General features: G+C 29.8%; 21 protein-coding genes. 7 read left to right on the forward strand and 14 right to left on the reverse strand.

All coding sequences use genetic code 11. From position 1 onward, the window contains the following. Positions 1-45 precede the first annotated feature (45 nt). On the forward strand, positions 46-363 hold the full coding sequence (locus ACTTA5_RS05085) for a HesB/IscA family protein (protein ID WP_440648432.1): 318 nt from the start codon (positions 46-48) through the stop codon (positions 361-363). Beyond that, positions 363-1,139, forward strand: coding sequence for an exodeoxyribonuclease III (xth, locus tag ACTTA5_RS05090; RefSeq protein ID WP_440648434.1), 777 nt, complete (start codon positions 363-365; stop codon positions 1,137-1,139). Before ACTTA5_RS05085 ends, xth begins: the two co-directional genes overlap by 1 nt. Here the strand turns inward: xth and ACTTA5_RS05095 are convergent. Genes ACTTA5_RS05095 through ACTTA5_RS05110 form a run of 4 tightly spaced genes read right to left on the reverse strand, consistent with a single transcriptional unit; the run spans position 1,131 to position 4,103 of the window. Then, positions 1,131-2,129, reverse strand: a complete 999-nt coding sequence (locus ACTTA5_RS05095) for an Ldh family oxidoreductase (RefSeq protein ID WP_440648436.1) — start codon at positions 2,127-2,129, stop codon at positions 1,131-1,133. The two genes, xth and ACTTA5_RS05095, sit on opposite strands and share 9 nt — an antisense overlap. Next, positions 2,129-2,527, reverse strand: coding sequence for a Fur family transcriptional regulator (locus ACTTA5_RS05100; protein ID WP_440648438.1), 399 nt, complete (start codon positions 2,525-2,527; stop codon positions 2,129-2,131). Before ACTTA5_RS05100 ends, ACTTA5_RS05095 begins: the two co-directional genes overlap by 1 nt. Before the next feature lie 24 nt (positions 2,528-2,551). Next, positions 2,552-3,355: a metal ABC transporter permease gene (locus ACTTA5_RS05105; protein WP_440648440.1), complete on the reverse strand. Its 804-nt coding sequence runs from the start codon at positions 3,353-3,355 to the stop codon at positions 2,552-2,554. A 1-nt stretch (position 3,356) separates the two neighbouring features. Beyond that, the gene (locus tag ACTTA5_RS05110) at positions 3,357-4,103 is read right to left on the reverse strand and encodes an ATP-binding cassette domain-containing protein (protein ID WP_440648442.1); all 747 of its coding nucleotides are present in this window, start codon (positions 4,101-4,103) and stop codon (positions 3,357-3,359) included. A gap of 70 nt (positions 4,104-4,173) precedes the next feature. Between ACTTA5_RS05110 and ACTTA5_RS05115 the strand changes: the two genes are divergently transcribed. From ACTTA5_RS05115 to ACTTA5_RS05135, 5 genes are all read left to right on the forward strand, one after another. Beyond that, positions 4,174-5,232: a zinc ABC transporter substrate-binding protein gene (locus ACTTA5_RS05115; protein ID WP_440648444.1), complete on the forward strand. Its 1,059-nt coding sequence runs from the start codon at positions 4,174-4,176 to the stop codon at positions 5,230-5,232. A gap of 132 nt (positions 5,233-5,364) precedes the next feature. Beyond that, entirely contained in the window at positions 5,365-6,246 is an 882-nt protein-coding gene (locus ACTTA5_RS05120) for a phytanoyl-CoA dioxygenase family protein (RefSeq protein ID WP_440648446.1), read from the forward strand. Positions 6,247-6,296: 50 nt separating this feature from the next. Beyond that, positions 6,297-6,521 (forward strand): DUF6552 family protein, encoded by a 225-nt coding sequence (locus tag ACTTA5_RS05125; RefSeq protein WP_440614401.1) that lies wholly within the window; start codon positions 6,297-6,299, stop codon positions 6,519-6,521. Next, on the forward strand, positions 6,521-6,952 hold the full coding sequence (locus ACTTA5_RS05130; RefSeq protein WP_440648448.1) for an arsenate reductase ArsC: 432 nt from the start codon (positions 6,521-6,523) through the stop codon (positions 6,950-6,952). Before ACTTA5_RS05125 ends, ACTTA5_RS05130 begins: the two co-directional genes overlap by 1 nt. Further along, positions 6,942-7,598: an MIP/aquaporin family protein gene (locus tag ACTTA5_RS05135; protein ID WP_440614403.1), complete on the forward strand. Its 657-nt coding sequence runs from the start codon at positions 6,942-6,944 to the stop codon at positions 7,596-7,598. The genes ACTTA5_RS05130 and ACTTA5_RS05135 overlap by 11 nt, the downstream gene beginning before the upstream one ends. On the opposite strand, the gene phoB is transcribed toward ACTTA5_RS05135, so the two are convergent. The 10 genes from phoB to ACTTA5_RS05185 form a co-directional block, all read right to left on the reverse strand. Further along, positions 7,587-8,267: a phosphate regulon transcriptional regulator PhoB gene (gene phoB / locus ACTTA5_RS05140; RefSeq protein ID WP_440614404.1), complete on the reverse strand. Its 681-nt coding sequence runs from the start codon at positions 8,265-8,267 to the stop codon at positions 7,587-7,589. The two genes, ACTTA5_RS05135 and phoB, sit on opposite strands and share 12 nt — an antisense overlap. A 2-nt stretch (positions 8,268-8,269) precedes the next feature. Beyond that, on the reverse strand, positions 8,270-8,962 hold the full coding sequence (phoU, locus tag ACTTA5_RS05145) for a phosphate signaling complex protein PhoU (RefSeq protein WP_262589241.1): 693 nt from the start codon (positions 8,960-8,962) through the stop codon (positions 8,270-8,272). A 3-nt stretch (positions 8,963-8,965) separates the two neighbouring features. Beyond that, positions 8,966-9,727, reverse strand: a complete 762-nt coding sequence (gene pstB, locus ACTTA5_RS05150; RefSeq protein WP_316963572.1) for a phosphate ABC transporter ATP-binding protein PstB — start codon at positions 9,725-9,727, stop codon at positions 8,966-8,968. Continuing rightward, a complete protein-coding gene (pstA, locus tag ACTTA5_RS05155) occupies positions 9,727-10,989 on the reverse strand; it encodes a phosphate ABC transporter permease PstA (RefSeq protein ID WP_440648450.1) in 1,263 nt (420 codons plus the stop codon). Before pstA ends, pstB begins: the two co-directional genes overlap by 1 nt. Continuing rightward, positions 10,982-12,385, reverse strand: a complete 1,404-nt coding sequence (gene pstC, locus ACTTA5_RS05160) for a phosphate ABC transporter permease subunit PstC (RefSeq protein ID WP_440648452.1) — start codon at positions 12,383-12,385, stop codon at positions 10,982-10,984. The genes pstA and pstC overlap by 8 nt, the downstream gene beginning before the upstream one ends. A 110-nt stretch (positions 12,386-12,495) precedes the next feature. Then, a complete protein-coding gene (locus tag ACTTA5_RS05165; protein ID WP_440648454.1) occupies positions 12,496-13,524 on the reverse strand; it encodes a substrate-binding domain-containing protein in 1,029 nt (342 codons plus the stop codon). 105 nt (positions 13,525-13,629) lie between these two features. Then, positions 13,630-14,787, reverse strand: a complete 1,158-nt coding sequence (locus ACTTA5_RS05170) for an ATP-binding protein (RefSeq protein WP_440648456.1) — start codon at positions 14,785-14,787, stop codon at positions 13,630-13,632. Then, positions 14,787-15,992: a sugar phosphate nucleotidyltransferase gene (locus tag ACTTA5_RS05175; RefSeq protein WP_440648458.1), complete on the reverse strand. Its 1,206-nt coding sequence runs from the start codon at positions 15,990-15,992 to the stop codon at positions 14,787-14,789. The genes ACTTA5_RS05170 and ACTTA5_RS05175 overlap by 1 nt, the downstream gene beginning before the upstream one ends. Continuing rightward, positions 15,992-17,710, reverse strand: a complete 1,719-nt coding sequence (gene ilvD, locus ACTTA5_RS05180) for a dihydroxy-acid dehydratase (protein ID WP_440648460.1) — start codon at positions 17,708-17,710, stop codon at positions 15,992-15,994. Before ilvD ends, ACTTA5_RS05175 begins: the two co-directional genes overlap by 1 nt. Next, positions 17,710-20,337, reverse strand: a complete 2,628-nt coding sequence (locus ACTTA5_RS05185; RefSeq protein ID WP_440648462.1) for a valine--tRNA ligase — start codon at positions 20,335-20,337, stop codon at positions 17,710-17,712. The genes ilvD and ACTTA5_RS05185 overlap by 1 nt, the downstream gene beginning before the upstream one ends. Positions 20,338-20,375 lie beyond the last annotated feature (38 nt).

Genomic DNA, 20,375 nt, shown 5'->3' on the forward strand with positions numbered 1-20,375 from the left:
AATTAAAATAATTAAGTATTATATTAGTAATATCAGTGTTGAGACATGATTAAAGAAATTAAATTTACAGATAATGCGTTAAAACAAATAGAAAGTTTGTTAGCAAAAAAAGACAGAGGTTCATTTTTTAGAATCGCTATTAAAGGTGGTGGTTGTTCAGGATTTCAATACGAATTCACTTTTGATAAATCAAAACAAGATGACGATTTAAATTATCAAAATATTTTAATTGATAAAACTTCTGCAGATTTACTTAAAGGATCTGAGGTTGATTATGTTTCTGAGTTAATAGGTGAACAATTTAAAATATCTAACCCACAAACAAAATCCTCTTGTGGTTGCGGTGTTTCTTTCTCACTTTAATGCTGATTTCATCCTGGAATGTCAATTCTGTAAGAGCACGAATTGAAAATATCAAAAGTTATTTATTAAAATATAAACCAGATATTTTAATGATGCAGGAAATCAAAACCGAGGATATCAATTTTCCTTATGATGATTTTTCTTCAATGGATTATGAAAGCCACGTATTTGGTCAAAAAAGTTATAATGGTGTAGCAATTATTTCTAAAAATAAATTAAAAAATATTAAAACTAATTTAATTAAAGATAAATTAAAACAATCAAGAATAATTTCTGCTGAATTTGAATATAAGAAAAAAACTATTCAATTAATTAATATATACACACCAAATGGAAATCCTGTTGATACTGAAAAATATGACTACAAAAAAAATTGGCTTGATCAATTAATCAAACAACTAAAAACTTTATCTAAAAAAAATCCTAATTTAATTTTAGCTGGTGATTTTAATATAATTCCATCAGCAGAAGATGTTTATAATGTAAAAAGTTTTGAGGATGACGCTTTATATAGATTGGAAATCAGAAAAAAATTTAGAGAGATGATAAATCTAGGTTTCAATGATGTGTATAGATATTTTAATGAAGAGAAAGAAGGATATACATTTTGGGATTACATGAGAGGTGCCTGGCAAAAAAATAATGGCATGAGAATTGATCATTTTTTAGTGTCTAATTCATTAATTGATCAAATTAAGGATATAAATATCAATAAAGACCCTCGTGGAAGAGAAAAACCCTCTGACCACACTCCTATTGAAATTACTTTAGCTTAAAGATTTAATTTTATTAACTAACTCTTCGTTTATATTTCTTGGACCTGTGTCCAATCTATTTTTATGACGTCTTTCACCTGGTAATCTTACTTCACCCATTGATTTCATCTTCTCAAAAAATTCTTCTGCGTGTTTTTGCCAGTTTGTTCCTGAAGTTTTATCTGGACTTATTGCTAATATGAATTCACCGCCACTTGGAGGACCACCATCATTATTATCTTTAGCGGCTGTTTCATAACTAAAATTGTCACCAACTAAAGCGCCCGCTAATAATTCAACCATCATTGCAATTGCAGAACCTTTGTAACCACCGAACGGTAATAATACTCCGCCATCAGCAATTTCACCTGGATCAGTTGTTTCTTTTCCATCTTTAGTCAAACCAGTTCCAAGTGGAACTTTGTGCCCTTCTCTTTTAGCAACTTGAACTTCACCCATAGCCATCGATGCAGTTGCCATATCATAAACAACTGGAGTTTTTCCAGGTCTTGGCCAAGCAAATGAAATTGGGTTCGTTCCAAATAATGGTTTTATAGCACCCGCAGGTGCAACGGCAGGTTTGTATGATGTGCAAGCAAATGCAACTAAACCTTCTTCTGCTAACTTTTCTGTTTCAGGCCACATAGCAGCCATATGATGTGAATTGTTTATTGCTAATACCGCAACACCATTTTCTTTTGCAGCTTTAGCTAATTCAGGTAAACCTTTGTTTAAAACAACTGGTGCTAAACAATTATTTCCTTCAACTTTAATTACTGATGGAGATATTTTTTTTACTTCTGGTTTCCCTTTACCATTTATCTTTCCACTTTTAAGACCGGTGACGTATGCTGGTAATCTAAACAAACCATGTGATACTGATCCATCTCTTTCAGCATTTCTAATTAAATCTGATAAAATTGAAGCTGTCTCATCATCACAACCATTTGCCAAAAGCGTTTTTTTGGCTAATTCAAATATTTCATCTAAGGTTAAAGGTACTGTGCTCATTATTTCGATTTACACTTTTTACATAAACCAAAAAATTCTAAGTTATATTTGTTGTATCTCATTCCTGAGACATCCTCAAAATTTGATAAATATTTTGAAAGTTTTGAATTATTTATCTCTGAAACTTTTTCACAGCTTTCACAAATAGAAAAAGCTGTTGCTTTAGAAATTTGGCAACTAGAATTTTGACATGCAATAAAAGCGTTTCTACTTTCAATCTTATGAATTTTTCCAATTTCAACTAACTTATCTAAAGCTCTATAAACTTGTAATGGTGCTTTAATCCCTTTTTTTTGAACATTAAAAAGAATTGAATAAGCCTTCATGGGTTCGCCAGATTTATCAATAAGATCAAAAATTATTTTCTGGTTTTTAGAAAGATTGTGTTCTTTTTGCATCTATAAATTCTTATCAATTAGTCATTAGTTTTTCAATTGAATGGATTGCTTTATTTTAAACAAAGATAAAATGAATAAAAACAATGAAGCAGCAATAATTGAGGGTCCTGAAGCTGTGTTAAACTCAAGTGAAGAAAACAATCCTAGGATTACAGATAATAAACCACCTATTATTGAGAAAAATATCATTTTCTGAGGACTGTCTGAGATATTTCTAGCCATAGCAGCTGGAATGATTAGAATTCCGGTTATTAACAACAATCCTACCATTTTTATTGAAATTGCGATGATCGCTGCCATTAAAATTGTGAATACAGCTTTGGCGCGCTCAGGATTTAATCCTTCAGCCTCCGCTAATTCGTAATTAACAGTCGATGCAAATAAAGGTTTCCATATCAATTTTAAAATCAGCAAAATGATAGCACCACCTATCCAAATTATTAGTATGTCATTTGTAGTTACAGCTAATATGTCACCAAACAACAGACCCATTATATCAAATCTAATGAATGTTAAAAAACCTATCACAACCAAGCCTACTGCTAGAGAAGAATGGGCTAACAAACCTAGCAAAGCATCACCTGGTAGATTAGTTTTTTTTTGAAGTTGAATAAGAATTAAAGCAACTACAGATGAAATTACAAAAACAGATAAGGCTATATTTAACTCTAAAGAATAAGCCATAGTCACTCCTAATAAAGCTGAGTGAGAGAGTGTATCACCAAAATAAGATAATCTTCTCCAAATTACAAAACAACCTAAGGGGCCAGTAACTAAAGCCACACCTATTCCAGCAACTAAAGCTCTAATAAAAAAATCATCAAACATATTAATTTTTCTTTATTTGTCCTTCCTCTGAATGAACATGGTCATGTTTATGTTCATATACAGAAAGAATTTGAGATGCTTTTTCACCAAATAAAGTTTTATATTCGTTGTTTTTTGCTACATCCATTGGTGTACCAGAGCAACAAACGTGGCCGTTTAAACAAACAACATGATCGGTAGCTGTCATTACCGTATGTAAATCATGTGAAATTAATAAAATTCCACAATTAAGAGTCTCTGAAATTTTTTTAATCAATTCATAAAGAGCAATTTCACCTGTGTAATCTACACCTTGTACAGGTTCATCAAGAACTAATAATTCTGGTTTTTTTGAAATAGCCCTTGCTATTAAAACTCTTTGAAACTCACCCCCAGATAAATTTCCTAAATTTTTATTTTTTAAGTGAACGACACCGGTTAAATTTAAAGCTTCATCTATCGCTTCCTCATCAATATTTTCTGTTAACAGCATAAAATCATAAACACGAAGAGGTAATGTCCAATCTATAGATATTTTTTGAGGAACATATCCAATCTTGTTAGTATATTTCTCAACATTCCCTTCTATATTTTTATAAATTCCTAAAGCAATTTTTGCAGTTGTACTTTTTCCTGACCCGTTAGGACCAATTAAAGTTACAATTTTTCCTTTTTCAACTTTTAACGAAACACCTTCTACCAACCACTTTCCATTTTGTCGAAAGCCTGCATTATTTAGTTGAACCAAAGTTTTATTCTCAGAGTTCATTTATTCCTTGACTTGTAAATGTTATATTATTACATAATGTTATAATATAACAACTTTTAAATAATTACTTATGATAAATCTAAAAAAATTACCAATAATCCTTTCATTAATATCCTTTTTAACTATATTTTCATCAGCAAATGCTGAAATTAAAGTAGTTGCTTCTATTAAACCAATACATTCATTAGCAAGTTATTTAATGGATGGTGTAGGTAAACCAGATCTAATAGTGGATGGTTATAGCTCACCTCATGGATTTGCAATGAAGCCTTCTCATGCAAAAATGCTTCAAAATGCTGATCTTGTGTTTTGGATAGGAGAAAATTTAGAAAATTTTTTAGAAAAATCGTTAAGTTCTATCGCAAAAAAAGCTGAAAAAATTGAACTAATAGAAATCAAAGCATTACAAGTATTAAAATTTAGAGAAAGAAATATTTTTGACAAACATGATCATGACGACCATGGACATGATGATGATCATGGTAAAAAAGAAGATGATCACGACCACGATCACGAAGATCATGGTAAAAAAGAAGATGATCACGACCACGATCACGAAGATCATGGTAAAAAAGAAGATGATCACGACGACCATGGACATGATGATCATAATGGACATGCACATGGTGAATTTGATCCACACATTTGGTTGGACCCAATTAATGCAAAAGCTATCTTAAATGAAATGGCAGAACATTTAATTGAAAATGATTCAAAAAATGAAGCTAAATACAAAAGTAATTTAGCTAAGGTTTTGCAAGAAATTGATAAACTTACAATTGATGTTATGACTGATTTAAGTAACAGCGTATCTTCAATTGTATTTCATGATGCTTATCAATATTTCGAGGAAAGATTTAACGTTAAAATATTAGGAGCATTTACTGTTAATACTGATGTAATGCCTGGTGCAGAACAACTTGCTGAAATAAGAGAAATTATTGAGCATGATAAAGTAGCTTGTGTGTTCTCAGAGCCTCAGTTTAATCCTGCTATTATCAATGCTGTAGCAAAAGATATGAAGATTAAAACTGGTGTTCTGGATCCTCTAGGTGCAACATTAGATCCAGGTAAAGATCTATATTTCAATTTAATTAGAAATATGTCTGCATCTTTCAAAGGTTGTTAATTAAAAATTAGGTTTAATCCGGGAATTTTTTTAAATTCTCGGATTAACATATAACATTCACTGATATTTTTATAATACAATAAGCATTGTAATTTTTTCTAAGAGGATTTATTTTCTTTATAATTTGATTTTATGAACGATTTAAATTTATTTAAAAAAAATGGTTTTCTTGTTAAAGACAATTTAATTTCTCAAACAAAGATAAACAAAATAAATAAAATTGTTAATGAAGTTATTTCAAAAGAGAAAAATAAAAAATATTATAATGGTGTAAATGGAACTCAATCCTATAATAATTACCATTTTGTTTACAATTCAGGCTCATCCAAAAATAAAGAAATTTTAAGACTAAATAATCCTCAGAACAGGCATAAAGTTTTCTATGAATTATCTAGAGATAAAAAGATTATATCAATAGCTAAAAAATTGTTAGGTGGAACAGTTAGATTTCATCTTGGTAAATTAAATTTTAAGCTTCCAAATAAGAAAAAAGGAAGTGAAATTGGATGGCACCAAGATTGGGCTTTTTACCCTCATACAAACGATGATTTAATCACAGTTGGTATATATTTAGATGATTGCTATGAGAAAAATGGACCTCTTAAAATAATAAAAAATTCACACAAAAAGAAATTATACAGCCACCACAGCAAAGAAAATTATTTTGTTGGAAAAATAGATACTAAAAAAAATAAAATAGGAACTAAAGATAGTGTTTCTATAACAGGAACTGCTGGAACAGTTGTTTTTTTTCATTGTAGATCAGTTCATGGGTCTGGACACAACCAAATGAATAACTCAAGACCCTTAATTTTATTTGGTTATAGAGCTTGTGATGCTTGGCCATTAATCAATGATGGAAACCCTCATCCTGAAGTCAATTTAGAAAATTATGATAAAAATATTATTGTAGGAAATAAATCAATAAAACCAAGATTAGCTAAAGTTCCAACAATAATCCCACTACCTAAGAAGAAACATTATGTTTCTATCTACGAACTTCAAAAAAATTAAATTAAATTCTTTGTAATAAATCTTTAACATAACATTCATATAAATTTTGAATGTTATTTATAAAAAAATATCTTAAATGGATCAGCACATTTTTGGTGTTAACTGGTATTTTGCTTACAAATCTTAATGTTTATCCACTGAATATATATTTTCATGGACTGGGTGTTGTTGGATGGACAATTTCAGGTTTCTTGTTAAAGGATAAGGCTATTTTAACTAATTTTGGATTACAAATTCCACTATTTGTAATCGGTATTTACAAAATTATTTTTTAATGAAAAATGTTTTATTTGTATGCACTGGTAATTCTGCAAGAAGTATTATAGCTGAAAGTATTATAAATAACGAATACTCAAATAAATTTAAAGCATTTAGTGCTGGAAGTAATCCTTCTGGAACAATCAATCAAGATGTTAGAAGTTTTTTAGAGAAAAACAAAAATTATGATCTAAGTAATTATAGCTCTAAAAACTTTGAAGAATTTATAAATAATGAAATTAAAATGGATCATGTATTTACCGTATGCAATAACGCAAATAATGAGGTGTGCCCTATCTGGCCTCAAAAGGAACAAATAATACATTGGGATATTGAAGATCCTGTATCCAAACTTCAAAGTGCAAATAATGAAGAAAAACAAATAATCATTAGAAATACATTTAATATTATTAGTAGTAAAATTAAAGATTGGATAAATGAAAAATAAAAGTAAATATTTTCTTTCAGAATTTATTGGAAGTTGCTTTCTAGTAATGATCATAGTTGGATCAGGTTTAATGGCAGAAAACTTGACCAACGATATAGCTGTAATGTTAATTGCTAATACTATAGCAACAGGTGCAGGCTTATTTGTATTAATCACAGTATTTGCTGATGTATCTGGTTCTCATTTCAATCCATTTGTTAGTATTGCAATGACAATTACAGGAAAATTAAAAAAAAGATTACTTCCATTTTATATTTCTGCTCAAATCTTAGGCTGTATGTTAGGTGTAGCTTTAGCTAACTTCTTTTTTGAACATCAAATATTTGAACTATCTACAAAATCAAGAGATGGCATTTATATATTTGTATCAGAAATAGTAGCTACATTAGGTCTTATAATGATAATTTTTGGTTCAATGAAATCAGGTAAAATTACTGTGGCTGCTTCAGTTGGTTTATATATTACAGCTGGTTACTGGTTTACTTCATCAACATCATTTGCAAATCCTGCTGTTGCAATAGCTAGAACTTTTACAGAATCATTTACTGGTATAAATTATTTAAATACACCATTTTATATAATAGCTGAATTGATTGGAATGATAATAGCTGTTTATCTGGTAAAAAAAGTTTTTTTAAATAAGTGAATAACCAGAAGATCTTACAGTTCTAATTAATTCCTTTTTATTTTTTAAATTTACAGATTGTCTTAATCTTCTGATATGGACATCAATAGTTCTGCTTTCAACATTTACATTATTTGGCCAAACATTTTCTAAAATTTGATCTCTTGAATAAACTCTCTTAGGATTAGTTAAAAAAAATTCTAACAATCTAAATTCTGTTGGTCCAAGCTTAATTTCTTGTTGATCTCTAAACACTCTTTTTTCAATTCTATCTAAGCTTAGGTCTTCATACTCTAAACTGTCAGATACTATATTTGGATTAGATCGTCTTAACACAGCCTTCATTCTTGCCATTAATTCATTAAAGCTGAATGGTTTAGTTAAATAGTCATCTACACCACTATCTAGACCTTTTATTTTGTCTTCCTCTTCACCTTTGGCAGTTAGCATAATCACTGGTAAACTTTTAAAACTATTGTCTTTTCTTATACTTTTACAAATTTCTATCCCTGAAAGATCAGGTAACATCCAATCTAATAATAGTAGATCAGGTTGAAATTTTTTTAATTCTTTTAAACCATCATTGCCATTTAATGATGATGATACTATAAAACCGTTTTTTTCTAGATTATGTTGAACTAATTGAATTATTGAAGGTTCGTCTTCAATAATAAATATCTTGCCATTCATTTTTATTGTTGAATAACTTTTCCTTTAGGTCTGCTACCTTTTAAGTATTCACCTTTAATTAAAAAACAAATTGTTTCAGCTATATTAGTTATATGATCTCCAGCTCTTTCAAGATTTTTTGTTGCAAAAATCAAATGTGTTGAAAAATCTAAATTCTTTTTATCTTTTGAAAGAAAATCAATAACACTTTCCATGGCTATATAGGTCAAATCATCAACTTGTTCATCTTTTTCCCATACCTCTTTAGCTTTGTCATAATTTTTATTTACGTAACTATCTAGAACATCATTTAATTGTTTAATTACTAAATCTCCTAATCTCTTTAAATTTCCTAATAGTTCCTCAGGCAAATCTAATGGTAAAGGTTTTACTTTTTTTGCGTTACTTTTTGATAGATCACCTATTCTTTCTAAATCTTGAGATATTTTTAAAGAACTGATTGTTTCTCTTAAATCAATAGCCATAGGTGCTCTTTTGACTAGTAATGTCATAATCTGTGTATCTATTTTGGATCTGAATTTATTTATTTCTTCATCGCTTTTAATAATTTTATCAATAGAGTCTTTATCAACTTTGATTACAGCATCCATGGAGTCAACCATTTGAGACTCTGTTAAACTTCCCATTTTAATTACTGAATCAATTAAGTATCTTAATTCTTCTTCGTATGATTTTACTGTGTGCTCATTACTCATAATTTATCCAAATCTACCTGTAATATAGTCTTGTGTCATTTTATTGTCAGGATTTTTAAAAATTTTCTCTGTTTTACCTACCTCAATTAACTTACCCAGATGGAAAAAACCTGTTTTTTGTGAAACTCTAACTGCTTGAGCCATTGAGTGTGTTACAATCACAATTGTATATGTTTTTTTAAGTTCATCGATTAATTCTTCAATTTTTGCTGTTGCTATAGGGTCTAATGCTGAACAGGGCTCGTCCATCAATATAACTTCAGGATTTACAGAAATTGCTCTTGCAATACAGAGTCGTTGTTGTTGACCTCCGGAAAGTCCTGTACCTGGTTCGTCAAGTCTATCCTTTACTTCTTCCCACAAAGCAGCTTTTTTTAAGCTACTCTCAACAATTTCATCTAACTCACTTTTGGTTTCACCCTTGCCATGAATTTTTGGACCATATGAAATGTTGTCATAAATACTTTTAGGAAATGGATTTGGTTTTTGAAAGACCATTCCTACTCTCTCCCTCAAAGATACTACATCTAAATTTTTGTCATTAATTTCAATACCATCAATTTCAATATTTCCAGTAACTTTACAGATATCAATTACATCGTTCATTCTATTCAGACATCGAATAAAAGTAGATTTTCCACAACCAGAAGGACCAATTAAAGCTGTAACCTCTTTTTCATTTAAATCTAAATTAACATCAAACAATGCTTGCTTCTCACCGTAATAAACATTTAAGTTAGTTGATTTAATTTTTACTTCGTTCATTAATTCCATCTTTTCTCAAATTTCTGTCTTAAATATACCGCTAAGAAATTCATTACAATTAAAAAACTTAATAACATCATGATGGTAGCAGATGTTTTCTCTACAAACCCCCTTTCGGCAGACTCAGACCACAAATATACTTGAACAGGTAGAGAGGCTGAAGGATCTATTGGTGTTGAAGGAATATCAACTACAAATGCAACCATACCAATTAATATTAATGGAGCTGTTTCTCCTAAAGCTTGTGCTAATCCTATAATTGTTCCAGACAAAGTTCCGGGCAACGCTAAAGGAACAACATGATGGAATACAGATTGAAATTTGGAAGCACCAACTGCTAAAGCTCCTTCTCGTATTGATGGAGGTACTGCCTTCAATGAAGCTCTACAAGGTATAATTATCCTAGGCAGTGTCATTAAGGCTAGAGTTATTCCAGCTACTAATGGTGTGGATCTTGGTAATTGGATTGTGGCTAATAATATTTGTAAAGCTAATAAACCATAAACTATTGAAGGAACAGCAGCTAAATTATTGATATTAATTTCTATAAAATCAGTAATTTTATTTTTTGGAGCAAATTCCTCTAAATAAATTGAAGCCAACACCGCAACAGGAAAAGCTAATAATAAACAAATAATTATACTGTAAAAAGATCCAACTAATGCACCACCAATACCAGCAAGTTCAGGATCACGAGAATCTCCATTTTTAAAAAAATAATAATTAAAATTCTTAATAATTTTTTTATTTTCAACCAATGTATCGTAAATAACTAATTGGAAATCAGATATTCTTCTTCTGTCTTCTGGTAAATCTCTTGGATAATTTCCTTTATGTAATTGATCAATATCATCTGATGCTGTTATCTCTACGTTTAATGTTTTTCCAATTAAATTGTTATTTTCTAAAAAAGCTCTTCTAATTTCAATCTCTGCATCTGTAGTGAATAAATCAATCAATTGATTTTCTTGATCTAAATCTTTAGCAGGGTAAACTTTTAACAAACTTTCAATAGTAACATCATAGAAATCAGCATCTAAAATCTCATTTTCTGTAGCTCCATTTTGTATTTCTAAAAGTTCTTGATCATAAAAAACTTCAACATTTATAGCAGTTTTCATGAATGCAGAACTTCCTTTTGAAAAAATATTGTGAACTAAAATAATAACAAACAACAATGCTACAAAAATTGATGCCAGACCATAAAATCTAAATCTTTTTTCAGCATTATGTCTTTTTTTTAATCTTTGTTCTTTAGTCATATTTCTCTCGGTATTTTTTAACTGCTCTTTGAGCAATATAGTTAAGAACAAGGGTTGCGATAAATAAAGTTAATCCCAAAGCAAAAGCAGATTGAGTTTTCGGACTATCAAACTCTTGGTCACCAACTAAAATCATTACAATCTGAGTGGTTATAGTTGTTGTAGATTCTAATGGGTTAATAGTTAAATTTGCTGCAAGACCAGCTGCCATAACAACAATCATTGTTTCACCAATTGCTCTTGATACAGCGAGTAAAACTGATCCTATGATACCTGGTAATGCAGCAGGTATAACAACTTTTTTTATTGTTTCAGACTTTGTTGCACCTATTGCATAAGAACCATCTCTTAAAGATTGTGGTACTGAATTAATAACATCATCAGATAATGATGACACATAAGGAATGATCATAATACCCATAATCAATCCTGCTGCTAGAGCACTTTCCGATGATACAGTTAATCCTAAATTTTCACCAATTTGTCTAAAAAAAGGACCAACGGTTAGAGCTGCAAAAAATCCATAAACAACTGTTGGAATACCAGCTAAGATTTCAATTATTGGTTTTGATATTCTTCGTATTTTTAGTGAAGCGTATTCAGCCATATAAATTCCAGAAAATAATCCAATTGGAACTGCGACCAACATAGCAATTAAAGCAATAAATGAAGTACCTGCGATCAATGGAATGAACCCAAATGCATCTTTAAGTTCTTCATATTCGGCTGCTGTTATTGCAGATGCATCACTAACAAAAGCTCTTTGAGGACTCCAATTAGTCCCAAATAAATAATCGAAAATATTTATAACTGAGAAAAACTTTATACTTTCAAATAAAAGTGAAAAAATTATTCCTAAAGTGGTTAAAATTGCAATTAGAGATGAAGCAAATAATAATCCTTTTAAAATTTTTTCAACATCATCTCTTGCTTTATTATTATTTTTAATTTTTTTTAACGAATAAATTACTGAAGCAATTACAATAGTAAAAATTAATACTATTTTTGAATTAGTAAAAATATTAATAAATTTTGCATATGAAATTGCACTTTCTTTTAAAATAATATCTATATCTCCAAAAAATGTGCCAGCATAAATAGCTTTAATTTTTTCATAAACTAAATTTGCTTCATTCTTATCATTAAAAATAGCTCCCTTATTTGCAGCAGTTTCAATAATTATTGATTTAATAATTACTGGTTCAAACAATGTCCAGATAACCAGGAACATTAAAGAAGGTATGGAACACCATAATACCAGGTAGTATCCATAAAATTTTGGAAGTGCGTTTAATTTAATATTTTTGTTTATTGAGATACTTTTAGTTTTTGATTTACCGTAAAAAAATAAAGATAATGAAAATATTGATATTAAGAATATTAAGACGAAGTTCATTCGAAATGATGTCTATCTTCTAAATGTTACAGTTTTGTTACAAATTAAATTCTAGATTGAATAAAAAAAAGGCCAGATAAACTGGCCTTTTTTTGAAAATAAGATTTTAATTAATTAATACTTATTGTGTTTAAATCTAAAGCGGCAGTTCGAGTAACTTTGTACTTGTCAGATGCTAAAGGAACTAATCCAATTTTTCCTAAGTATCCTCTGTTACCCATAGCTTTTTTAGAAGTAAACTCTTTTAAGTATTCCTCAATACCAGGGACAACACCAATATGTGCTTTTTTAACGTAAAAGAATAATGGTCTTGCAATTGGGTATGAGTAATCTTGAATACCTTCTAGAGATGGTTGTACACCTTCAATAGAAGCTGCTTTTACCTTATCTTTATTTGCCACAAGGTAACTGTAACCAAAGAAACCATAAGCATCAGGGTTTGACGTTAGTTTTTGTACAATAAGAGTGTCGTTTTCACCAGCTTCAACTGCATAACCGTCTTCTCTCATTTTTGCACATTCTTTTTTAGCTTTTTTACCAGCTGCATCATAAAGAGATTTTGCTGTTTTAGAGCAACCTTTACCCATCACTAATGAGTTCCAAGCATCTCTCGTTCCTGACGTTGGGGGTGCAATTAAAATTTCAATTTTTTTGTTTGGAAGACTTGCATCAATATCACTCCATTTTTTATATGGATTTTCAACAAGTTTACCATCAACATCAACTTTAGCTGCTAAAGCTCTCCATAATTGCTCTTTTGTAAAGTTAGAGTCTGGAGCACTAACTGCATGTGCAAAAGAAATACCATCATTACCTACTACAATTTCAATAATTTCAGATACACCATTTTTTTCACATAAAGCTTTTTCTTTTGGTTTAATAGCTCTTGATGCATTAGTTACATCTGGGTGGTTAACACCTACACCAGCACAGAACAATTTCATTCCACCACCAGTACCTGTACTCTCAATAACTGGAGTTTTAAACTTCCCAGTTTTACCGAATTTTTCTGCAACCACTGTTGCGTAAGGATATACAGTCGAAGATCCCACAATTTTGATTTGATCTCTTGAGTAACTAGTTGTTGTAAAACTTAACACTAAAAGAAATCCAAATATTACACTTATTACTTTTTTCATAATTCTCCTTTTTAGATTCATATGCGAACTAAATAGATTTGATTCTTAAATATTTTATTAAAGGAAGGTTAAACTTTTGTTACAACCACTAACTTTTTAGTTGTATTATAGTGAGTTGAATTTGATATCTATTGTTGTTCCTTGATTTTCTACACTATTAATATCCATTTCAGCTCTATGTTGCGAAACTAAATGTTTAACAATAGCTAAACCAAGACCAGTTCCTCCAACACTACGACTTTTGCTAGGATCAACTGTAAAAAATCTCTCTGTGATTCTATGCAAAGATTCTTTTGGTATACCTATTCCCTGATCTGCTATTGAAACAATATTAAATTCACCATCTTTTTTTGTAGAAATTGTGATTTCTTTATTTTTGTCACTATATTTAATTGAGTTATCAATAAGGTTTGTAAAAATTTCAATTAATTTATCTCTGTCACCAATTATTTTAAAATTTTCAATTTTATTAAATTTAATTTGAATATTATTTTTACTGATTATTTTTTCGTATGTTTTAATTACATAATCTAGCAATTCTATTAAATCTATTTCATGAGTTGGTCTTATATGCTCTTGAAGCTCAATTTTTGATAATGATAATAAATCTCTAATTAAATTTTCCATTCTTTCTGATTGTGATATCATCACAGGTAATAAATTAGTCATTTCAGAATTATTTTTTAATTCTGAGTTATTGTCAAAGGTTTCAAGACCCATTTTAATTGACTGTAATGGTGTTCTAAGTTCATGAGAAACATTGGCTACAAAATCTGATTTTAGCTGCTGGAATTTATGGAATTCAGTTAAATCTCTAATTAATAAAACACATGTTTGTTCATCAAAGAAAATATTATTATGATCTAAATAAGCAGTTATATTTAATCTTTGAGTTGCTTGATTTCTAATTTCAATCTCTAAATCTGTAACATTTGAACCTTGAAAATTTTTATCAATAGAATTTAAAAGATCTGGATTACGTAAAAAGCCACTTATATTTTCATTTAGTTTAATTTGAAAAAGTTTATTTGAGGAATTATTGCTAAAAATAATTTTTTTACTTTTATCTAATATGATTACTGCTTCTGGAATATAATTTAGTAAATCGTATAAATTATTTCTATAATCTTTACTTTCAACAATTTTAATTTTTTCTTTTTCAGAATTTTCCTCAACACTAATTCCAAATACTCTTTCTTTTTTTAAGAGAAAGAAAGTTAATAATCCAATTATGATTAATAAAATTATTGTTAACAAATCCACTACTTCACTCTGCCATAAATATCTTGATACCTAACAATATCAGTTTCCTTTAATATTGAGCCTACTTGGGCTTCCATAATTTTAACTGGTTTTTTCCCAGGATTTTGAACTCTGTGAATGGCTTCTAATGGAATAAATATATGTTCTCCAGGTTTTTTAGTAATTATATCTTTATTAAGTGTTATTTTGGCATTTCCTTGAGTAACCAACCAATGTTCAGCACGGTGATGATGTTTTTGCAAACTTAAAATGCCTTTTGGTTTTACATAAAGTTCTTTAATTAAAAACTCTTTACCTTCGAATAGGTTCGTGTATCTACCCCATGGTCTGTAATAAACGTTTTTCTTCTTAATGTATTTGTTTTTATTTTTGTCATACATTTTTAAAATCTCTTTCCAACTTCCAAGATCTGACCAAGGTATGTCTAATTTAATTGCATTAATTTCTTTTGTTTTTTCAAGGATTGCATAATCAAAAGATTTAGCAGTTGCTTTTATAAATGAGGCTTTATTTAAATGATAAATATTTGATTTATATTTTGCTTTATTAACTGCTGTTACACAATTTCTGTATATAGTTGGGTTATATTTTTTAAAATTATTGATGATTGAATCTTTTCTAAGATAAAACATTCCTGAGTTCCAATATCCACTTTTTCGAATGATTTCTTTTGCTTTTGCTTCTTTAGGTTTTTCAATAAATCTAGTTACTTTATTTATGTTTCCTTTAATTTTTTTGGTTAAGAAATAACCATAATCACTTGTTGGAGATTTTGGTTTAATACCAAATACAAAAATATTATTTTCATTAAGATTGGACTTATTTTTATAGATAGCTTTGTTAAAAATGCTTATTTTCTCAATCAAATGATCAGCTGTAAAAAACATAAGTGGCTGATTATCAGGAATATCTTTTATTAAAGCTGTGCTTAAGATAGCTGGAGCTGTGTTTCTTTTTGCTGGCTCTACAACAATTTTATATTTATTGATTTTATTTTTTCTTAAATGATGTTTAACTTTACTCAGATATTTTTGGTTTGTGCTAATAATTGGAGCGTCATAAATTGAAGCCTTTGTTCTCTCTAGAGTTTTTCCAAGTAATGTCCAATCCCCAAAATCAATAAACTGTTTTGCTTGATGATTTTTAGAGTTAGGCCAAAGACGAGTGCCAGCACCACCACATAAAATAACTGGTCTTATTTTCATTAAATCTCTGAGTAATCTTTAACTTCCTTTTTCTTACCTGGATGAGTTGGAGCACCTAAGTATGCTGGTCCAACTGTTTGGGCATATTTCCATAAAGTTCCCGATCCAAAGTCAGATTTTTTAGCTTTCCATTTTCTTCTTCTTGATGCTAATTCTTTTTTAGAAAGCCTTACATTGATTGTTCCCTTTTTAGCGTCAATATCAATGATATCTCCATTCTTTAATAGACCTATAGGACCTCCTAGAGCTGCCTCAGGGCCTACGTGACCTACACAAAAGCCTCTTGTGGCACCAGAGAACCTTCCATCAGTTATAAGGGCTACTTTCTCCCCTTTTCCCTGACCGTAAATTGCACCAGTTGTAGACAACATTTCTCTCATACCAGGTCCCCCAACTGGTCCTTCGTATCTAATAATAATTACATCACCATCATTATACTTTCTACTTTGAACAGCTTTCATAGCGCTTTCTTCATTATCAAAGCATCTTGCTTTTCCAGTAAATTGTAATTTTTTAAGTCCTGCAACTTTAACAATTGCTCCTTCTGGAGCTAAGTTTCCTTTTAATCCAACAACACCACCAGTTGGAGATAATGGATCTTTGTAAGATTTCATTACTTTTTGTTTAGGATTAAATTTAATATTTTTTAAATTTTCTTTCATGGTTTTACCTGTAACAGTCATACAGTCTCCATGAATATATCCACCTTCGTATAAAGTTTTTAATAACATTGGAACACCACCTGCTAACCACATATCTTTTGCAACATATTTTCCACCAGGTTTTAAATCTGCAAGATAAGGTGTTCTTTTAAATATTTTTGCAACATCCATTAAATCAAATTTAATTCCTGCTTCATTAGCAATAGCTGGTAAATGGAGACCTGCATTTGTAGATCCACCAGTTGCAGCAACAATTGTTGCAGCATTTTCTAAAGCTTTTCTTGTAACAATATCTCTTGGTTTAATTTTTTTCTGCAAAAGTTTCATAACCATTTTACCACTTTCTTTTGCATACTTATCTCTTTCCTCATAAGGAGCAGGAGTTCCTGCAGAATAAGGTAATGCTAAACCAATAGCTTCTGATACACATGCCATTGTATTTGCAGTAAATTGACCACCACAAGCACCTGCACTTGGGCAAGCAACTAATTCTAACTTTCTAAGTTCTGCTGCAGACATTTGACCTGATGAATGTTTTCCAACTGCTTCAAATACATCTACTACAGTTACATCTTTTCCTTTATAAGTACCTGGAAGAATGGACCCTCCATAAATAAACACACTTGGTACATTTAGTCTAACCATTGACATCATTAAACCTGGTAAAGATTTATCACAGCCAGCAATACCAACTAATGCATCATAACAATGGCCTCTAACAGTAAGTTCGGCAGAGTCAGCAATAACCTCTCTTGAAATTAATGAAGATTTCATACCTTCATGACCCATTGCAATTCCATCAGTAACAGTGATTGTGCAAAATTCTCTTGGTGTTCCAGCATTTGCTCTGACACCTTTTTTAACAGATTGGGCTTGTCTCATTAAAGCAATGTTGCAAGGCGCTGCTTCATTCCAAGTTGAAACAACCCCAACAAAGGGTTTTGCTACATCTTTTTCAGTTTCACCCATTGCATAGTAAAAAGATCTATGTGGTGCTCTATCTGGTCCTAATGATGTATGTCTACTTGGAAGTTTCTTTTTATTAAATTTTGCCATTATATCCCTTTTATTGTTACTGATATTTTCTCAATATCATTCTTTAAATTATTATAATTAGTTTTTTCTTGTTCAACAATCTCTTTTGGAGCGCGGTTTACAAAACTTTTATTCTCCAATCTTTGAGATATTTTATTCATTTCTTGTTCTAATCTACTTTGTTTATTTGTTAAGTTTTCTTTAATTAATTTTAAATCCACATCTTTATCAAAGTAAATTTTAAATAAGTCACCTGAAACAACCATTGTTGCAGCAGGTTTTTCTAAATCATCATCAAGTATGTTATTTATTCTTCCAAGCTTTTTTAAGATAACTTCATTCTTATTAATAAATTCTTTTTGATTGTCATTGATACCTTTAACTGAAACATCGATAAATGATCCTGGGCTAACATTTAGCTCATTTTTAAAAGATCTAAGCTCTGAAATAATATTTATGATATTTTCTACCTGCTCAGTACTATTATTTTTATTAACTTCTCCAGTTACCCAATTTTTATGCATTAAAAAATCACTACCATTCTTATCAAATTGGTCTTTGAGCCATATTTCCTCTGTTACAAACGGAATAAATGGATGAAGTAAGATTAATATTTGTTTGAATACATAAGATGATACTTTTTTAACCTCTGCTTTTGCATCATTATCATCTGAAAACAGAATAGTTTTAGATAACTCCAGATACCAATCACAATATGAGTGCCAAGCAAACTGATAAGCGTTTTTTGCAGCTTCATCAAATCTATAATCTTCAAGATTTTTTTGGATTTTATTCTTTGCCTCTATTAGTTCAGAATATATCCACTTATTAATATTTACATTTAAATTTGGTAGCTGATCAATGTCTTTAAAATCACATTCATTTGTTATTAAAAAGTTATTAGCATTCCACAATTTATTTAAAAAATTTCTATAACCTTTAACTCTATCTTCCGATAATTTTACATCTGTTCCAGGTGAAGCCATTGAAAGTAAAGTAAATCTCAATGCATCAGCACTGTATTTTTCTATTAAATCTAAAGGGTCAATTACGTTTCCTTTTGATTTAGACATTTTCTGCCCTTTTTCGTCTCTTACAAGTGCATGAACATATATATCTTTAAACGGTTCTTTATTTAAAAATTCTGTTCCAAACATAATCATTCTAGCAACCCAGAAAAAGATAATATCAAAACCAGTTACTAATACTGAAGTTGGATAAAATTTCTTTAAATAATCATCATCTTCTGGCCACCCTAAAGTAGCAAAAGGCCATAAACCAGATGAAAACCAAGTATCTAAAACATCAGGATCTCTAGTTAGTTCTACTTCTTTTTTATAAAATTCTTTTGCTTGTGATTTCGCTTCTTCTTCATTTATAGCTACAAAAATTTTATTTTCAGGTCCGTACCACGCTGGTATTTGATGTCCCCACCACAATTGCCTTGAAATACACCAAGGTTCAATATTGTTCATCCATTGAAAATATGTCTTTGACCAATTTTCAGGAAAAAAATTTGTTTTTTTAGAATTAACAACTTCTTTTGCTTTAACAGACAATTTACCAGCATCAGCAAACCATTGTTCTGTAAGAAAAGGTTCAATTATAGAATTAGATCTATCACCATATGGAACTTTATTTTTAATATTTTCTTCTTTTACAAAAAATTCTTTTTCTTTAAGTTCTTTTAAAATTCTTTTTCTAGCTTCAAATCTATCAAGACCTATATAACTCTCAGGAGCATTTTCATTTATCTTACCTTCTTCAGTAAAAATATTTATAATTTCAAGATTATTTCTTTGACAGACATCATAATCATTAAAATCATGCGCAGGAGTTATTTTCAATGCGCCTGTGCCCTGTTCAGGATCAGCATAATCATCTTCTATAATTTTAATTTTTCTACCAACAATTGGAATAGTTACTGTTTTACCAACGAATGATTTAAACCTTTCATCTTTTGGATTAACAGCTATAGCAGTATCACCCAACATTGTTTCAGGTCTTGTGGTTGCTATAGTTATAAATTCACTAGTTCCATCTATAGGATACTTAATATAGTAAATTTTTGAATTTACCTCTCTTTGATCTACTTCTAAATCTGAAATAGCTGTTTTAAGTACCGTGTCCCAGTTTACTAATTTCTTATCTTTGTAAATTAAACCTTTATTGTAAAGTTCTACAAAAACTTTAATAACTGATTTAGATAAGTTTTCATCCATTGTGAAAGCATTTCTTGACCAGTCACAAGAACAACCAAGTTTTTTTAATTGATTAATTATTATGTCGCCATATTGCTCTTTCCATTCCCAAACCTTTTCAATAAACTTATCTCTACCAATCTCATTCTTATCTATCTTTTCAGAAGTGAGTTTTTTCTCTACTAAGGCTTGCGTTGCAATACCAGCGTGATCAGTTCCTGGTTGCCATAAAGTTTCATAATTGTTCATCCGATGATAACGAACTAATAAATCTTGAATAGAATTATTTAATGCGTGCCCCATATGAAGACTACCAGTTACATTTGGTGGGGGAATTACTATTGAAAATTTTTTAGAATTTTCTTTTGGTTTAAATAATTCGTTTTTTTCCCAATATGAATAAATCTTATTTTCAACTTCAGAATGGATATATTTATCGTTACTCATTGATTTTAAAGTTTATAATTTAATAATCTTATTTAACA

It is taken from the genome of Candidatus Pelagibacter sp. HIMB1521, from assembly GCF_052047875.1.
GTDB lineage: Bacteria > Pseudomonadota > Alphaproteobacteria > Pelagibacterales > Pelagibacteraceae > Pelagibacter.

Coding starts and splice junctions, on each gene's coding strand:
- ACTTA5_RS05100 (WP_440648438.1), bottom strand. CDS start 2,527: ATGCAAAAAGAACACAATCTTTCTAAAAACCAGAAAATAATTTTTGAT.
- ACTTA5_RS05110 (WP_440648442.1), bottom strand. CDS start 4,103: ATGAACTCTGAGAATAAAACTTTGGTTCAACTAAATAATGCAGGCTTT.
- ACTTA5_RS05105 (WP_440648440.1), bottom strand. CDS start 3,355: ATGTTTGATGATTTTTTTATTAGAGCTTTAGTTGCTGGAATAGGTGTG.
- pstA (WP_440648450.1), bottom strand. CDS start 10,989: ATGACTAAAGAACAAAGATTAAAAAAAAGACATAATGCTGAAAAAAGA.
- phoU (WP_262589241.1), bottom strand. CDS start 8,962: ATGAGTAATGAGCACACAGTAAAATCATACGAAGAAGAATTAAGATAC.
- xth (WP_440648434.1), top strand. CDS start 363: ATGCTGATTTCATCCTGGAATGTCAATTCTGTAAGAGCACGAATTGAA.
- ACTTA5_RS05165 (WP_440648454.1), bottom strand. CDS start 13,524: ATGAAAAAAGTAATAAGTGTAATATTTGGATTTCTTTTAGTGTTAAGT.
- ACTTA5_RS05115 (WP_440648444.1), top strand. CDS start 4,174: ATGATAAATCTAAAAAAATTACCAATAATCCTTTCATTAATATCCTTT.
- ACTTA5_RS05085 (WP_440648432.1), top strand. CDS start 46: ATGATTAAAGAAATTAAATTTACAGATAATGCGTTAAAACAAATAGAA.
- ACTTA5_RS05185 (WP_440648462.1), bottom strand. CDS start 20,337: ATGAGTAACGATAAATATATCCATTCTGAAGTTGAAAATAAGATTTAT.
- ACTTA5_RS05095 (WP_440648436.1), bottom strand. CDS start 2,129: ATGAGCACAGTACCTTTAACCTTAGATGAAATATTTGAATTAGCCAAA.
- ACTTA5_RS05135 (WP_440614403.1), top strand. CDS start 6,942: ATGAAAAATAAAAGTAAATATTTTCTTTCAGAATTTATTGGAAGTTGC.
- ACTTA5_RS05175 (WP_440648458.1), bottom strand. CDS start 15,992: ATGAAAATAAGACCAGTTATTTTATGTGGTGGTGCTGGCACTCGTCTT.
- pstC (WP_440648452.1), bottom strand. CDS start 12,385: ATGAACTTCGTCTTAATATTCTTAATATCAATATTTTCATTATCTTTA.
- ilvD (WP_440648460.1), bottom strand. CDS start 17,710: ATGGCAAAATTTAATAAAAAGAAACTTCCAAGTAGACATACATCATTA.
- ACTTA5_RS05120 (WP_440648446.1), top strand. CDS start 5,365: ATGAACGATTTAAATTTATTTAAAAAAAATGGTTTTCTTGTTAAAGAC.
- ACTTA5_RS05125 (WP_440614401.1), top strand. CDS start 6,297: ATGTTATTTATAAAAAAATATCTTAAATGGATCAGCACATTTTTGGTG.
- ACTTA5_RS05130 (WP_440648448.1), top strand. CDS start 6,521: ATGAAAAATGTTTTATTTGTATGCACTGGTAATTCTGCAAGAAGTATT.
- pstB (WP_316963572.1), bottom strand. CDS start 9,727: ATGAACGAAGTAAAAATTAAATCAACTAACTTAAATGTTTATTACGGT.
- phoB (WP_440614404.1), bottom strand. CDS start 8,267: ATGAATGGCAAGATATTTATTATTGAAGACGAACCTTCAATAATTCAA.